Source organism: Lentzea rhizosphaerae, assembly GCF_042649515.1.
In the GTDB taxonomy this organism is placed as follows: domain Bacteria; phylum Actinomycetota; class Actinomycetes; order Mycobacteriales; family Pseudonocardiaceae; genus Lentzea; species Lentzea aerocolonigenes.
Map to the genome: position 1 here is coordinate 215,298 of NZ_JBHRZI010000010.1, position 15,035 is coordinate 230,332.

Annotated in this window: 17 protein-coding genes; 7 read left to right on the forward strand and 10 right to left on the reverse strand. The window is 67.5% G+C overall.

Translation table 11 applies throughout. The features are described from left to right. Positions 1-85: 85 nt before the first annotated feature. Complete coding sequence (locus ACFOWZ_RS07145; protein WP_382370393.1) at positions 86-1,009, reverse strand: hypothetical protein; 924 nt, start codon at positions 1,007-1,009, stop codon at positions 86-88. Between the two features lie 452 nt (positions 1,010-1,461). Here ACFOWZ_RS07145 and ACFOWZ_RS07150 point away from each other — a divergent pair, with 452 nt between their 5' ends. Continuing rightward, the gene (locus ACFOWZ_RS07150; protein ID WP_382370395.1) at positions 1,462-2,430 is read left to right on the forward strand and encodes a transcriptional regulator; all 969 of its coding nucleotides are present in this window, start codon (positions 1,462-1,464) and stop codon (positions 2,428-2,430) included. Then, positions 2,427-2,642 carry a sigma factor-like helix-turn-helix DNA-binding protein gene (locus tag ACFOWZ_RS07155; RefSeq protein WP_382370397.1) on the forward strand — a complete coding sequence of 72 codons (216 nt, stop codon included), beginning with the start codon at positions 2,427-2,429 and terminating at the stop codon, positions 2,640-2,642. The genes ACFOWZ_RS07150 and ACFOWZ_RS07155 overlap by 4 nt, the downstream gene beginning before the upstream one ends. Before the next feature lie 334 nt (positions 2,643-2,976). Here ACFOWZ_RS07155 and ACFOWZ_RS07160 read toward each other — a convergent pair whose 3' ends face one another. The 4 genes from ACFOWZ_RS07160 to ACFOWZ_RS07175 all read right to left on the reverse strand — a co-directional run bounded on the left by ACFOWZ_RS07160 (position 2,977) and on the right by ACFOWZ_RS07175 (position 5,310). Next, complete coding sequence (locus ACFOWZ_RS07160) at positions 2,977-3,177, reverse strand: cold-shock protein (RefSeq protein ID WP_382370399.1); 201 nt, start codon at positions 3,175-3,177, stop codon at positions 2,977-2,979. A 224-nt stretch (positions 3,178-3,401) separates the two neighbouring features. Beyond that, entirely contained in the window at positions 3,402-3,557 is a 156-nt protein-coding gene (locus ACFOWZ_RS07165) for an RGCVC family protein (RefSeq protein WP_382370401.1), read from the reverse strand. Next, the gene (locus tag ACFOWZ_RS07170; RefSeq protein WP_382370403.1) at positions 3,544-4,680 is read right to left on the reverse strand and encodes a N(5)-(carboxyethyl)ornithine synthase; all 1,137 of its coding nucleotides are present in this window, start codon (positions 4,678-4,680) and stop codon (positions 3,544-3,546) included. Before ACFOWZ_RS07170 ends, ACFOWZ_RS07165 begins: the two co-directional genes overlap by 14 nt. A 36-nt stretch (positions 4,681-4,716) precedes the next feature. After that, positions 4,717-5,310 (reverse strand): GNAT family N-acetyltransferase, encoded by a 594-nt coding sequence (locus ACFOWZ_RS07175; protein ID WP_382370405.1) that lies wholly within the window; start codon positions 5,308-5,310, stop codon positions 4,717-4,719. A gap of 429 nt (positions 5,311-5,739) precedes the next feature. On the opposite strand from ACFOWZ_RS07175, the gene ACFOWZ_RS07180 reads away from it, so the two are divergent. From ACFOWZ_RS07180 to ACFOWZ_RS07200, 5 genes are read left to right on the forward strand one after another with little or no spacing between them, the layout of a single operon-like run. After that, positions 5,740-6,306: a DUF5994 family protein gene (locus ACFOWZ_RS07180; protein ID WP_382370407.1), complete on the forward strand. Its 567-nt coding sequence runs from the start codon at positions 5,740-5,742 to the stop codon at positions 6,304-6,306. After that, positions 6,303-6,458 (forward strand): DUF6307 family protein, encoded by a 156-nt coding sequence (locus ACFOWZ_RS07185; RefSeq protein WP_382370408.1) that lies wholly within the window; start codon positions 6,303-6,305, stop codon positions 6,456-6,458. Before ACFOWZ_RS07180 ends, ACFOWZ_RS07185 begins: the two co-directional genes overlap by 4 nt. 47 nt (positions 6,459-6,505) lie before the next feature. Beyond that, on the forward strand, positions 6,506-7,639 hold the full coding sequence (locus tag ACFOWZ_RS07190) for a glycosyltransferase (protein WP_382370410.1): 1,134 nt from the start codon (positions 6,506-6,508) through the stop codon (positions 7,637-7,639). After that, positions 7,636-8,646: a hypothetical protein gene (locus tag ACFOWZ_RS07195; protein WP_382370412.1), complete on the forward strand. Its 1,011-nt coding sequence runs from the start codon at positions 7,636-7,638 to the stop codon at positions 8,644-8,646. Before ACFOWZ_RS07190 ends, ACFOWZ_RS07195 begins: the two co-directional genes overlap by 4 nt. Next, entirely contained in the window at positions 8,643-10,151 is a 1,509-nt protein-coding gene (locus ACFOWZ_RS07200; RefSeq protein ID WP_382370414.1) for a glycoside hydrolase family 130 protein, read from the forward strand. Before ACFOWZ_RS07195 ends, ACFOWZ_RS07200 begins: the two co-directional genes overlap by 4 nt. On the opposite strand, the gene ACFOWZ_RS07205 is transcribed toward ACFOWZ_RS07200, so the two are convergent. From ACFOWZ_RS07205 to ACFOWZ_RS07225, 5 genes are all read right to left on the reverse strand, one after another. Further along, positions 10,071-11,150: a fatty acid desaturase family protein gene (locus ACFOWZ_RS07205; protein WP_382370416.1), complete on the reverse strand. Its 1,080-nt coding sequence runs from the start codon at positions 11,148-11,150 to the stop codon at positions 10,071-10,073. The genes ACFOWZ_RS07200 and ACFOWZ_RS07205 overlap by 81 nt on opposite strands. Before the next feature lie 180 nt (positions 11,151-11,330). Further along, entirely contained in the window at positions 11,331-11,999 is a 669-nt protein-coding gene (locus ACFOWZ_RS07210) for a hypothetical protein (RefSeq protein WP_382370418.1), read from the reverse strand. 273 nt (positions 12,000-12,272) lie between these two features. Then, positions 12,273-12,656, reverse strand: coding sequence for an HPF/RaiA family ribosome-associated protein (locus ACFOWZ_RS07215; protein WP_382370420.1), 384 nt, complete (start codon positions 12,654-12,656; stop codon positions 12,273-12,275). A 694-nt stretch (positions 12,657-13,350) separates the two neighbouring features. Then, positions 13,351-13,671 carry a hypothetical protein gene (locus ACFOWZ_RS07220; RefSeq protein ID WP_382370422.1) on the reverse strand — a complete coding sequence of 107 codons (321 nt, stop codon included), beginning with the start codon at positions 13,669-13,671 and terminating at the stop codon, positions 13,351-13,353. 713 nt (positions 13,672-14,384) lie between these two features. Continuing rightward, entirely contained in the window at positions 14,385-14,741 is a 357-nt protein-coding gene (locus ACFOWZ_RS07225; protein ID WP_245744155.1) for an HPF/RaiA family ribosome-associated protein, read from the reverse strand. Between the last annotated feature and the right edge of the window lie 294 nt (positions 14,742-15,035).

Below are 15,035 nucleotides of genomic sequence, written 5' to 3' on the forward strand. Positions count from 1 at the left end.
TCGCCATCGTGATCTCGTGCGGACGACCTTAGCCCCTCACACACTGGTGATAGTTCAGCGCGGGCAGCTCCGACGGCGGCAAGTGTCAGGATTGCCGCAGCGGTGTGCCGGCATAAGCGGCGATGCGCGCGGCGAGTTCCCGCGCGCCTGCGTGCCTGCGGTGGTGCTCCGCGTGCTTGCCGAGCGGGCGAATGCGGTCACGGACGCGCGCCGAGGCCAGCTGTTCGGCGGATGCCAGCGCCTGGAATCCGACGGCAACGCCATGATCGAGGTCCCTGTCGATCAGGTGGTTGATCGACAGCAGGATGAGGCTGAACGCGCGGCTGCGGGCCCAGTCGTCGCCGTAGCCGTCGACAGCTTCGGTGAGCGGCGGAACCGCGTCCTGGGTGTGGTGAGCGTTCACGGTGAGGGCCAGATCGGTGTGGACGGCGCCGATCACGGCTGACAGATCGGTCTCGGTGAAGAATCTGGCCCACGCAGGCACATCGGTGTGGTCGGCGGCCGCGAAATGGCCCCGGCCGCGGTTGAGCCCGGCGAGTGCCTGAGCGCTGTCTCCTCTGCGCGCGTGGGCCCACGCCGAGTTCACCGACAGGATGCCGGCCGCGATCCCGTCGCCCGGCCCGGCTGCGGCGAGCAGACCCAGCTCGAAGTAGTCCAACGCCTCGTCGAGACTCTCGTGGTGCAAGCACACGCGTCCGAGCCGGTAACAGATGTTGGCGACCAGGCTGTTGTTCCGGCCCCATCCCGCAAGCGCCAGCGCCTCGGCGAAGTGCACGCGGGCGCTGCCGACCAGACCGACGTCGAAAGACACCCAGCCGGTGAGGTTGTACAGGTCACCCAGCGCCACGTGCAGCCGCCGTTGCACGTATTCGGCGCCGGACGCCTCGAGCATCAGCCGCCCGTCTCCGATCAGGGTGCGGGCCGCATCGAGGCAGGCATCCCCGCCTCGGCGGTGGTCCACCAGGCGCAGGGCAGCCGTGTCCGCCTCCAACCGCTCCACGTCGGGCAATCCGATCGTGCTCGGTGCACTTTTCGCGCCAGGAAAGAAATCCGGGGTCGCCATGGCGGCACTCCTGACAGCCGGTACCGAAGAAGTGGGCGCCGCCGGGGTCCAGGGCGGAAGCAAAACTCGTCGACATGACTCGACCACCGTCAACATAGCTGAGCTCATCGGCGATCGCTGCCACCGAACGGGGCGGCAGCGGACGGGTGAACGAACATGGGCGCATCGGCCGGGAATCAGCGGAGGAGATTGCCCGGCAGACGGTGCGGATGCCGATGTTGTTGTACGGCAAGTGCGAACCCGGCGGCAGCGCCCACCAGGCCAAGGAGGGGTCTACCATCTGTGGTGATCGGAATTCCCGGCTCGGCGGCCCCCTGAGTCGTCAGCCGGGTGGTCGCTCGACCGCTCTGGACCCCGGCGGTGCCCAGTTCTCCCGTCCGCATGCCAGGAGAGTCGCCGTGGCCGCTCCGGATCTTCTTCCCGCGCCTCGATCGATCGGCGCCTCCGACATCACACGGTTGGAGGCGGACACGCGCGCTCTGCGTGCACTGGACCACCGTCACGGCGGCGAGGCCTGCCTCGACGCCGTCCTCCTCCGAGTGCGCGAGTGCAAGGGAATGACCGAAGCCTCCGCGACCCCGGTGATGCGCCAACGGTGGCACATCGCTCTGGCCGATCTGCACAACCTCGCCGGATGGGTGTGCTTCGACGCAGGTCTGACCGAGAGGGCTCGCCGCCATTTCGACCACGCCCTGGTGCTGGCGGGCCGCGGCCGGCACAACAGGCTGATCACCAACATCTGCTATCGGCTCGGCCGCATGTGCCTGCATCAGGGGAGCGTCGACGACGCGCTGGAGTACTTCGAGCTGGGGCAACGTGACGCGACGGGCCCCGGCGACGAGATCGGTGCCAGCATCCTGTCCATGAACGCGGCGTGGGCACACGCCAAGCAGGGTGACGAGGACATGGCGCACGTCCTGCTCAACCGCGGCAACGACCACTTCGCCGCTGTCGGCGACAGCCCCGTGCCCGAGTGGGCGAAGTTCTTCACCGAAAACGACCTGTCAGCACTGACCGGTGCCGTCCACACCGATCTGGCCCGCACCGCGAACCCGCGCCACACCCGCATCGCCGTTCCGCTGCTGACCAGAGCGATCGACGGCTACGGCGACGCGATGGCCCGCAGCCGCGCGTTCAGTCTCGTCCTCCTGGCGACCAACCACCTCATCGAGGGAGACTTCGACCGTGCGGTGGGCATCGGATTCCGCGCGCTGGTGTCCGCCGAGGACATCGGATCAGCTCGCCTCCGTGATCATCTCCACCCGCTCGGCCTGCTCGCGGGACGGCACGGCTTCCACGCCGGGGCGCGGGAACTGTCGGCGCGCATCGCTGCCGGCATTGCCGTTCCGGTCAGGCTGCTCTCGTGAACAGCCCGCCGCCGCGGCCGGTGCTGTCGGTGCTGTCGGACGCGGAGCGCGAGGTTCTGCGGCTGCGCGTCGTCGCAGGGCTCTCCGCCGAGCAGGTGGCGACGCTGCTGGGTTGCAGCCCGGAAGCCGTGCACATCAGGCAGCATCGCGCCCTCGAAGTGTTGCGCAACGAACTCATCGCCCGCGGCGACAGTTCCGAGGACGACTGCTAGGGGGACGGGGCCGGGAGACACCAGCGGTAAAAGGCCGATGCGTCAGACCGGGTCGGGGGCGATCGGCGACACGCAACGCCCATCGGTCCATGCCCAGCAGGAAGTCGAACAATCCCTGCGGACAGCGCCCAGGCAGGGGCGATCGGTGTGGGATTTGGCGGGTGCGCGTCACGCGTCAGCGACCCGCGTCAGGTCGCCAGACTGCGGATACCCGTGGCGTGGCGGTGGCAAACCGGTGTTGTGAGGCCGGTGCCCCTCGATCGGGGGATGGTCGAGGGGCACCGGGTCGGTGTCTCCGTCAGCGTGTGTCAGCTGGTAGGAGCACGGTGTGAGGTCAGACGGCGCGGACGGAGGTGGCCTGCGGGCCCTTGGGGCCCTGGGTCACCTCGAACTCGACGCGCTGGTTGTCCTCGAGGCTGCGGTAGCCGTGGCCGTCGATCTCCGAGTAGTGCACGAAGACGTCAGGCCCGTTCTCGCGGGAGAGGAAGCCGAAGCCCTTCTCCGCGTTGAACCACTTCACGGTTCCCTGTGTCATTGTCTTTCTCCTTGCTGGAGGCTGGGTGTGGGCACCGCGGGATGCGGTTCCCAGGCCGGGCTTCAGACGGCGACTTCTCCAGCTTGTCCTGCAAGAAAAAGAAAGAAGCGCCCGCAACATCGTTTCCGCGAGCGTGATGAACCACGAACACAAAACTCTACGACCACTCCGTACAACACCGCCGCGGCCGAATTAGTTCCCGTAACGACATCAGGTGTCGCACGTCACCGGCAGATGCAGCCTCGGGACAGCGCGGCAGCCGCGGTCGCGGTGCAGAAGCGCACGCCGGTCGGGTCGTGTTCGGGCCACGGGTGCGGGCACACGACACAGGCGCCGGCGTGGTCGGCCAGTACGGCGGTTTGCTGCTCAGACGCGGGCATGCGGGTACTCCGATGATCGATGCTGGAACGAGAGGATGCGGGGGTTGAGGATGGTTCCCGCGCGGATCTCGATGGCACGCCGGATGATCTCGCTGGAGTCCCAGGCGCCGGTGAGCACCGAACGCAGGTGCGGGAGCAACGCTTCGCTGATCTCCCAGGTCGCCGAGTTCCACAGGTAGGACGGGCTGTGGTCCACGCCGTAGTAGCGCACGTGGTCTCCCACCAGGAAGTCCGGCTGTGCGAACGAGGTGGGGCGCGCCCATTCGAAGCCCATGCCCTCGTCGCAGGAGACGTCGACGACCAGTGTTCCCGAGGCCAAAGTGGACAGATCGTCGTTGATGAGGAAGGTCAGCGGCGCGTCGGTGTCCTGAAGCACGCAGTTGACGATGATGTCGTGTTCCGCGAGGAATCCGGCCAGCGGCACTCGGCCGCCGTCGGTGAAGGCGTGGCTGCGCCGCGGATTGGCGTCGTCGTGGTCGAAGTGGATGATCCGCGCGGAGTGGATCGGCGAGCTGACGGCCGCGACGCCCCGGTTGGTGAGAATGTCGACCTCGTGCACCCCGTGCGCGTTGAGCGCCGTCACCGCGCCTCGCGCGGTCGCGCCGAAGCCGATCACGGCGGCGCGCAGCCGCCGCCCGTAGTCGCCGGTTGAGCCGGTCAGCTGCAGGGCGTGCAGGACCGAGCAGTAGCCGGCGAGCTCGTTGTTCTTGTGGAAGACGTGCAGGTTGAACGAACCGTCGGAGGCCCAGTGGTTCATCGCCTCGAAGGCGATGAGCGTCAGCCGCCGTTCAACGGCGAGCTGGGTGAGCTTCTCATCCTGGACACAGTGCGGCCAGCCCCACAACACCTGTCCTTCCCTCAGCTCCGCGACGTCCTCAGCGAGTGGTTTCGGCAGGAGGATGACATCGCATTCCGCGATGAGCTCCTCGCGCGAGCGCAATCCCGCCACGGAGGCCGCGAGTTGCTCGTCGGAGACGCCGAAGCGTTGGCCGTAGCCGTGTTCGAGGTAGATCCGGTCACGAAGGTCCGCGTCGATCCGGTTCAGGTGCAGCGGGTGGATGGGAAGCCGGAGCTCGTTCTCCTTGCGGGACCGTGCGATGACTCCGAGGCTGAGCTGATCCACGTGTGTCCTGTCCGTGATGGCGACCGCGCGGCGAGGTCAGTCGCCACTCAGGTTGGGTGGCTGCAGCGCCGCGGGTGCGGCCCGATCGAGGTCAGCCGCACGGAGGCGGTACACCTGCAGCTCGATGCCGAAGTACTTGGTGGTCTCGCCGACCCAGTGCATGCCGTTGTTCCGGACGGTGGCCGCGGCGCGGACGTTGCCGGGCCGGACGACGGCGAAGATCTCCTGGACGTCCTGGCTGAACGCCCAGGCGGCCAGCGCGTGGGTGGTCTCGGTGGCGTAGCCGTTGCCCCAGGCGTCGGGACGCAGCTGCCAGCCGATCTCCAGATCCTCGTTGCCCGGTGGCAGCGGGAGCAGGATGGCGCCGCCGATCACGCGATCGTCGGTGTTGCGTTGGATGGCCCATCGGCCGGCCGGGGCCGGTAGCCGAGCACTCTCGGCTTTCCACTGCTGCAACAGCGACCGCATGGCCGCCAGGTCGGGCACCCGGTCCATGTCGGGGCTGAGCCAGCGTGTCACCTCGGCATGGCCGTAGACGTCCAGGGCGGCCCGTGCGTCGTCGACCAGCCAGGGCCGCAGAGTCAGCCGTTCCGTGGTCAACGCGTGGGTGGTCCAGGTCGACGTGCTCATATCGGTACTCCGTCCCCCGGCTGCGTGAGCTGACCGGGTGATGTTCGAGCAAATGGTCCGATATGGATCGTCAGGCCATTTCGGGAAGGATCGAGGGGGCCGTTGAAAGAGCGGCGCTTTTGTCTCCATGCTACACGCACAACTGGCGCAGGTGGTCGAGCCCTGGGTGATCAGAAAAATCTGGCGCACGTCTTCCTGAGAGTCAGCTGTGAGTATTGACCTGGGCTTTTGGGGTAGCGGAAGGCATTTTCCGCACTCCGATCAGGCGAGCGGGTGTGTGATCCAGAATTTTGGCGACATTGGGTCGATCATGACTGAATCGGTGTAGAATCAAGTTGCCGAGAACAGCGCGTATATGGGCATTCGAGTTCATGCCGTGCTCGGCGAACCTAGACCGGCTGTTTTCCGGCCGGGGACGGGAGTCCTGACATGAGGTCAGCACCCCACCTTCCCGAAGCCCCACCTGCCACTGCGATCCCCGAGCAGTCTCAGCTCTCGCAACGACTGCGGCTGCGGCCGAAGGCGCCCACGACGGGACACGTCGACGGGGCCTGGTGGCCACGTTCCCGGGACCTCGCCGCCGAGCTGCCCTCGTTGCTCGCAGCGCTGGGAGCTCGCCTGGGCGACATCCTGCGGGTGAGCTACAACATCACCGAGTGGAACTCCGCGCCGCGCCGCATCATCGGCGACGGCCGCCAGATCCGGCTCGACGGGTTCATCTCCAGGCCCTCACACACCGTGGACGTGGTCACGGCGGACAGGCACCGGCTCACGCTGCTCGTCGTGCCGTCGAACACCGACCCGGCCGCCGCGCACCAGACCATGATGATCACCGCGGAGCGCGGCAACACCCAGACCGTCGACGACCTGCTCGCCGCGGGCGTCAGCGTGACCGCGTCGACGCAACGCACGACCGACCTGACCCGGATCGCTCTTGCGGGCTGGGAAGCAGACGGCGGTCGAATCCCGGAGCAGAAGAGGAAGCACACACCATGACGACATCGACCTACCTGTCCTTGTACGAGCGCAGAGTCAAGCTGGTCCAAGAAGTGCTGGCCGCGCACACCGAACTCAGCGCGAAAGAGGCACAGGGTCTGGCCGTGCACGTGCTGGGCGCGTTGGACCACATCCCGGAGCACGTCCGCTGATCGCCGACCGGCGCGTCCCACGTTCCAGCCGACCCGGAAGGGCCTTTGTGCTTCGCACGTACGGTTTCCTGAGCACGTATCCACCCACGCAATGCGGACTCGCCACGTTCACCGCCGCCTTGCTGCATCATCTGACCGCGGTGACGCCGGGCAGCAAGGGCAAGGTGGTCCGTGTTCTCACAGAGCCGGATCACGAACCCGCCGCCGCAGCGGGAACACCAGTGGTGCACCAGATGACCCCCGGCGCGGTCGAGGCCGCGGCCGAGGCGCTCAACCGCTGCGACATGGTCGTGGTGCAGCACGAGTACGGCATCTACGCCGGCCGCGACGGCGAGGACGTGCTCGGCGTGCTCGCCCGGCTGCGGGTCCCGGTCATCATCGTCCTGCACACGGTGCTCACCACGCCCACCCCCGGCCAGCGGCAGGTGCTCGAAGAGGTCGTCGGGTACGCCGACGCCGTGGTGACCATGTCCGAAGCCGCGCGGCGGCGGCTCGTGGACGGCTACGCCGTCGAGCGTCCCGATGAGGTCGTCGTGATTCCACATGGTGCGCTTCCCGTCGAGCCACCCGCTCACGATCTGTCCGCCGATCGACCGATGATCCTCACCTGGGGTCTGCTGGGACGCGGCAAGGGCATCGAGTGGGGCATCTCGGCACTGGGCCCGCTGCGTGACCTGAAGCCGCGCTACCTGGTGGCCGGTCAGACCCACCCCAAGGTGCTGGCGCACGAGGGCGAGGCCTACCGCAGGAACCTGCGCAACCGCGCGGCCGCGTTCGGCGTCGCGGACCTGGTCGAGTTCGACCCGACCTACCGCGAGGTCGACGCGCTGGCGGAACTGGTCGGCCAGGCCGATGTCGTCCTGCTGCCCTACGACTCGTCCGAGCAGGTCACGTCCGGCGTGCTCATCGAGGCCCTGGCCGCGGGCAAACCGGTGGTCGCGACCGAGTTCCCGCACGCCGTCGAGCTGCTGGCGGACGGGGCCGGGCTGCTGGTGCCCCACCGCGATCCTGCCGCCATCACCGCGGCGTTGCGGCGGGTGCTGACCGAACCAGGACTCGCGGCAGGGATGAGCGACCGTTCGGCGAGTCTCGCCCCGGCACTGAGCTGGTCGGCGGTCGCGAACCGGTATCGCCGTCTGGCAGAGCGTCTGCTCGCCGCGCGAGTCGTCGTGACCACGTGACCGGCCCGAGTTTCGCCCACCTGCTCCGGCTCAGTGACGACACGGGCCTGTACGAGCACGCCGACGGTCCGCTGCCCCGCCGGGAACACGGCTACTGCCTGGACGACGTCGCCCGCGGCCTGGTCGTCCTGTGCCGCGAGCCGGAGCTGTCCGCCGAGCTGGTCGTCCTGGTTGAGCGCTATCTCGCCTTCACCGCTCACGCGCAAGCCAACAACGGACAGTTCCACAACCGACTTGGTGCCGACCGCGGCTGGCGGGACGAGCCGGGGTTGGGTGACTGGTGGGGACGCGCGTTGTGGGGGCTGGGCACCGCGGCCGCCCGCTGCCCGGTGCCCTGGATCCGCCAGGCAGCGCTGGCCGCCTTCGAAAGAAGTGCCCATCGCCGGCCGTCATCGGTGCGGTCGATGTCCTTCGCGGCGCTTGGCGCCGCCGAGGTGCTGGGTGCGGTTCCCGACCACGCTCTCGCCGCCAAGCTCCTCGGTGACGTCGCCGCACACGTCGGCGAACCGCGCGCGGTCCCTGAATGGCCGTGGCCCGAGCACCGGTTGTACTACGCCAATGCCGTGCTGCCCGAGGCGCTGATCGCCGCGGGCCAGCTCCTCGACGATCCCCAGGTCCGCGATGACGGCCTGCGACTGCTCGACTGGCTGTTGACCGTCGAGTCCCACGAGGTCCACCTCTCACCCACCCCGGCAGGTGGCTGGTGCATCGGCGAACCTCGCCCGGCGTTCGACCAGCAACCCCTCGAGGTCGCAGCGCTCGCCGACGCCTGTGCCCGCGCCCACCAGGTCACCGGCGACCTGAGGTGGCAGGCCGGTGTCCGCCACGCGGTCGCGTGGTTCGACGGCGACAACGACCTCGGCATGCGGATGCGCGACGAGGAGACCGGCGGCGGCTACGACGGACTCACTCACGACGGCCCCAACCGCAACCAGGGCGCCGAGTCGACGCTGGCGCTGATCTCCACCCTGCAACACGGCCGCACTCTGCTGGGGAGCACCGGATGAACGCCGGCATCACTCGCACCGCGCTGCGGCTGCAACCGGATCCGCGCCGCGTCATCGCCAAGCTGTTCGTGCCGGGAGAGGAGCGACCCGAACACGAGTCGCGATCCGCGGCCGTGATCCGGCGGGTGATGGCACTGGACGAGACGACGGTGTGCGCCGCGCTGGATCGCACGGTCCTCATGTTCGCGGGCAGGCACCGGGACGTCCGGGCGATCTTCGCCGACCACTTCGCGAGCGTCAGCCACCGCCTGGCCGCGGGGGTCGAGCTGTCCGAGTCCCGCCGGCTGCTCATCGGCGCCTACTTCACCCACGAGTACGCCATCGAGGGCGCCGCACTGTGCAACCCCTCCATGGTCGCGCACCCCGACCAGAGCGGGATGGCATCGGGACAGCTGAGGTTCGTGCTCAGTGTGCGCGGCATCGGCGAGGGCCACCTGTCCTCGATCGGCTTCCGCACCGGAGTCCTCGCTCCGGGCGGTGCGCTCACCGTCGACCCGCCACCGAACGTCGTCACCACCGGTCTGCACCAGCAGGCGGTGTACGAAAAGAGCCTCTTCCAGGGCAAGCTCGCCGAGTTCGGCCACGACGACGAGGTCTCCGCCGTGCTGAACCGGTGGCTGCCCGCACGGTTCACCGGCGCCGAACTGGACATGGTGCTGGCGGACCTGCACCCGACCCTGGTCGCCCGCCAGGAAGCCCACCGAACAGTCGAGCTGATCCGGTGGATCGCCGCGTGCAACTACACCTCGCAGTTCCCGGACGACACCGTCATCAGCGGGCGGGTCCTCTGGCCGACCGGCCCGTCTGAACGCCACGGCATGGAGGACGCCAGATTCGTGCGCTTCACCGACGACGACGGCGAACAGACCTACTACGCCACCTACACCGCCTACGACGGTGTCGATGTCGCGCCACAGCTGTTGCAGACCAAGGACTTCCGCACGTTCCACATCACGCAGACGACTGGCTCGGCCGCTCGCAACAAGGGCATGGCCCTGTTCCCCAGAAAGATCGGAGGCCGGTTCGCGGCGTTGACGCGCGGCGACGGCGAGAGCTCGGCCGTGGTGACCTCCGACGACATCAGGACCTGGAACGCGACCTTGCCCGTGCAGGTACCCGGCCGAGCATGGGACCTCGTCCAGGTCGGCAACTGCGGCTCGCCCATCGAGACTCCCGAGGGCTGGCTCGTGCTGACCCACGGCGTCGGCCCCATGCGGGTCTACTCGATGGGCGCGATCCTGCTCGACCTCGACCACCCCGAACGGGTGCTGGCGACCCTGCCTGAACCGCTGCTGCTGCCCACCGCCGCAGAACGCGACGGCTACGTGCCCAACGTCGTCTACTCCTGCGGCGCCCTGCTGTACGACGACACGTTGGTGATTCCCTACGGCGCGAGCGACGCCTCCATCGGCCTGGCGACCACGTCACTGCGCGGCTTGACGGCTGCCCTGACCGGGGAAAGCCAGCCTCAGCACGCGCTTCCACACGCTGGTGGCCTGTTGTAGCAACGGCCCGGTCGTGTACGGCAGACCGAAGCGTTCGCAGAGCGCGCGCACCCGCGGCGCGATCTCGGCGTACCGGTTGCTCGGCAGGTCCGGGAACAGGTGATGCTCGATCTGGTGACTGAGGTTGCCCGTCATGAGGTGGAACAGCGCGCCGCCGTCGATGTTCGCCGAGCCCGCGAGTTGGCGCAGGTACCACTCGCCGCGGCTCTCGCCGTCGAGCTGGTCCTCGGTGAAAACCACTGTGCCGTCAGGGAAGTGGCCGCAGAAGATGATCGTGTGCGTCCACACGTTGCGGATCGTGTTCGCGGTCAGGTTCGCGAGCAGCGTCGGCAGGAACGACGGCCCTGACAACAACGGGAACGCGACGTAGTCCTTGATCACCTGCCGGCTGGCCTTGCCGAGAACACCGCGCAACTGGGTCAGCGCCTCGCGCCAGCTCTTCTCGCCACGCCAAGCACGTTCGAGCTCGACGTCGTAGATGGTGATGCCCCACTCGAAGAACATCGCGAGCGCGACGTTGTAGAACGGCTGCGCGAGATACACGGGGTGCCACGGCTGCTCCGGGTGGATGCGCAATGCGCTGTAGCCGATGTCGCGATCCTTGCCGAGCACGTTGGTGTACGTATGGTGCACGAAGTTGTGCGAGTGCTGCCACGCCTTCGCCGGTGTCGCGAAGTCCCATTCCCAGGTGGTGGAGTGGATCTTGGGATCACACATCCAGTCCCACTGACCGTGCAACACGTTGTGGCCGATCTCCATGTTCTCCAGGATCTTGGCGGTGGCCAGTGCCGCAGTGCCCGCGAGCCAGGCCGGCGGCAGGATCGACACGAGCAGCAACGCCCGCCCGCCGGCCTCCAAGCCCCTCTGGACGGCGATCACCCGCCGGATGTACCGCGCGTCGTTCTCACCGCGGGCGGCTATCACCTCGTCGCGGATCCGGTCCAGCTCACGGCCGAACTCGTCGATGTCGCACTCGGTCAGCCGTTCGGTCGTCGTCATGCGCTGCTCCTACAGGTCGATCTCGACCGCGCCGGCCGCTGCCGGCACGCAGGCCTGGACGCACCCCAACCTACGCCTACGTAACCGTAGGTACCGGTTGCGCGAGTTTCCTGGAGGTGAACTGTTCCTCTGTGCCTCAAAGGAGCTGTCTCGCGAGGCAGTTGTGCGTTCTCCGCACGTTCAGGGCAAGTCAGCAGCTGCCAGCCCGGCGGCCAACAAGGCCGCGCTCACCACCACGCTGAAGAGTTCGACTGACACCAGTCGCCGGCGAGCCCATCGGGCGAACACCAGGTTCACCGCGGCGTGTGCGGAGGCGGTGACCAACACCCACCACGGTCCCGCGGCCAGCAGCAGCGTGGCGCCGAGGTGGAACGAGGTCGCCGTGATGCCGCGGACACCACCATGTGCGGGATGAGTGCTGATGAACCCGCCCTGCGACCTCAGCTGTTCCGCCGCTTGGCGTCCGATGGGCCAGCTGAACTGCGCCAGCTGCGTGGCGACGACGAAAACGAGCTCTGCCAGCGCCCAACCGAAGCCCGCCCAAAGCGCGGAAGCGGATCCACTGACGACGACCAGCACGAACGCGAGCCGGACGCCTTCGTCCGTGACCGCTGAGGTTGCCGCGAGGATCGTGCGGCTGCGTTCGGGATCTCGGAGCCTGCCAACCGAGGCGAGCGCCGGCAGTCGCGCCGCCAGTGCGACCAGCCACGCGAGAACACCCAGCAGCGCCACGCCAGCCTCTGAGACACCGAGCAGTATCGCCAGGACGGCCGCGAGCAGCACGAGAACGGCCGACACCACGGCGGCGCCCGCTCGGATCCTCCCACCGACCCGAGCAGAACCCGTCACGGGGTGTTCTTCTGCGCCTGCAGGTCCATCGATGATTCCAACGCTACTCCGCACACAGCCGCACCACGCGCCAGCACGCCTCTAGCCGAGTTCGAGCGGTGCAGGGACCGACCACAGCGCATCTGGTCGTCGCGGTACGACCGCAGGCAAGGACTGCGCCCCGGCCTGGCGGTGACGACGCTTGAATGCGCAGCCAGCCGCAGGGTGCCTGCGCCGCCCCGCTCAGCACGTCCGGACGTCAACCGTCTGAGCATCCGTGCCGGCCGCGTGGCCCTAGTCGCTGTCGGGCAATCCGGGCACCAACCTCAGTGTGCGGTTGCTGCGTGGATCAGTGCGCTTCTCGGCCTCGTCGACCTGCCGGATCAGCTCGTTGCGAACCTCGCCCAGCGCCGCGGACAGATCGCGCGACGAGGACGTGGCGATGAAGTGCAGGCGGAGCCGGCAGTTGATCCAGCATTCCAGGGTGACTCGCTGCTCTGCGCCCTGACGGTCCTTCAGGCTGATTTCCAGATCGACCTCGTCGTTGCGGAATGACCGCAACCTCAGGCCGAGCGCAGCCAGGCGTTCCGAGACCCAGCCGCGTTCGGATGAGAGAAATCCGGTGGCGAGGTGTAGGCGCTGGGCGACGATTGCCACGCCTTCACGAGTGTCGGGCATGCGCCTTCCGATCCTTTGTGGAGTGTGCGCCTCTGTTGCCGGGCAATGACTTACCGGCGTTTCAGGTTGTACTCCGCGGTGCCTGCACAGGTTCGAGGAACAGGTTCACGCAGGACAGCTGCTCGTCGGGGGAACCGGATTTTGCGAGTGAGTGGTGTTCTTCGGGGTGACTGAACAGCTCGTCCACCGGTTCGGGACGCGACATGTTCTGGTTTCTCATGGTTCCGGCTTTCTTCGCGTCCCGTGCTGAAGCCGAAGTGACTACACGGCGCGAGGGATTGGGAAGTGCGAAAGCGCATCTGCCCCACAGGCGCAACCCTACACCTCATCCTGGTCGCACGAATCCTCTGTGGCACCTCCCTTGCGGGACAAGCGAAGTCGTTCGGGAGGTTCCCGAAGCCCCAGACCAGTCATGCGGAGATGTCGATCCGGCCGCAGTGGCGAGCGCACGTGGGATCGGTGTAGTGGGAGCAGAAGTCGCCGCACACCGCCGTTCACACTCGAAGCCTGAACGGCGGCCGCAGGACGCCCCGAGACTGAAGTCAGTGCGTCGCTTCGCTACTGAGGTCGTCCGCCCTTCGTTGCAAACGCTGGGCACGGCTCCGCGCTTGCACTGACTCCCACGCCATCGCCCGCATGTCGCGCACCGTCTCCATGTGTACGTTCAGGCTCGACCGCATCGAGCTCGCCCCGATCATCGAACTGACGACTGCACACCCGGGAATACCCAGAACTCCGCGACCTGTACATCCGACGAACCCAATCCCGCCGACACCACACGCCGCATCTCGCAGATCTCGAGCTGTTCGACCGCACAGCGCGTCGCCGTCCTGGCCTGATTCGCCACCTGCCCGCAGCGCAGTAGCTGCTCAGGTATGACGGTGCTGGCGATCGGCCTGCGGGCCCCGGCCACGGAGGCGAAGGTGGCGCGTGTGACCGGGCGACGGTGATACTGACGGTGGACGAGTAGTTGCCCATGGATGCGGACCGACAGCGCGCCCAGGACGTCCGCCACCGGGCTGCCCCCTACAAGCCGGGAGCCGGTCTTGAGCACGACTCCGGTGTCACCAGGGTCGCTTGGCCGGAGCGACGAGCGCAGGGACATCGATGGCCGGGTCGGTCGACAACGGTCGCCAGCCGCCGGAAAAGTGCCTGTCGGACATCGCGTCTGGTTTCAATGGCAGCCTCAGACCGTGTTGCACGGTCAACGCCGCAGTAGTGCAGAGCAGATCCGAGGTCATCTCGGCGCTCCCGCCTCCAGCTGAACCAGCCGGGCTTCCTGATGCGCCCAAGGCGGCACCAGCTTGACCGCCGGTGCTACGACATGCCTTCGGTAACCCCATCCTACGCTGCTCCAGCTGCGGGGTCGAATGTCAACGCCGTGGCGAAGGGCAACAATGGCAGCAGGGATCAGCGTGTGCGTGTCATCTCCTGCGCGCCCTGACGCCCCTTGGAGCGATCATCGGCGGGCAGCTCCTCCGGTTCGTGAGGACGGCCTCGCGACCTCATGGCATGCCGCCTCTTCCGCATCGTCCATTATGGATCGGCAGTGGAGAACCCCAGCGGACGAAGCCGCGAAGCCGAGTACGAGCACGACCGGGATCGCGAGCAGGGATCAAATCGAGTTCGTCCACCGACGCTGTCATGTTGCGGAAGGTGCCTACTCGGCTCACGGACACTTGAATGGCACATGTCGGGGCGTTGCCGGACCGACCGATGCCTGTGCCGCTAGCCGAGTTCGGGTGGTGTCGGGACGGAGCGCAGCGCGCGGTTGCTGCGCGGCTCGGTGCGGGTCTTGGTCTCGCCGACCTGACGGATCAGTTCGTCGCGGACCTCGTTGAGCGCTGCGGGAAGCTCTCGCTGGGACGAGGTGGCGACGAGGTGCAACCGATGGCCGTGGTTGATCCAGCACTGCAGCATGACGCGCTGCTCGACGCCCTTGCGGTCCTTGAGGCTGATCTCCAGTTCGATCTCGTCGTCGCGGTACGACCGCAGACGGGAACCGAGCGCGGCCAGGCGATCCACGACCCAGTCGCGTTCGGACGAGTGGAAGCCGGCGGCGAGGTGCAGTCGCTGTGCGATCACTGAAGCATCTTCGGGAGTTGCGTTCATGCGCTGTCACTGACGGTGCTCACTGAAATCTCTCCTCATGACCAAGACGAACCGACTGCCCGACGAGCGAGCGGGAAGCTGCCCTCAGCCTCAAACCTGAAAACGTCGAAATAATCTCTCTCATACTCTATAGCATCTGCGCGCACTATCACCTGAAATTCACATGAGAATCCGGCGATGGCAACCCCTCGGCCGCCGAGCAGCAACAGCGCCGTCCCGCATCCACCCCACAACAGGGCATCTAGCAGGAAAAACGGATCGATCGGC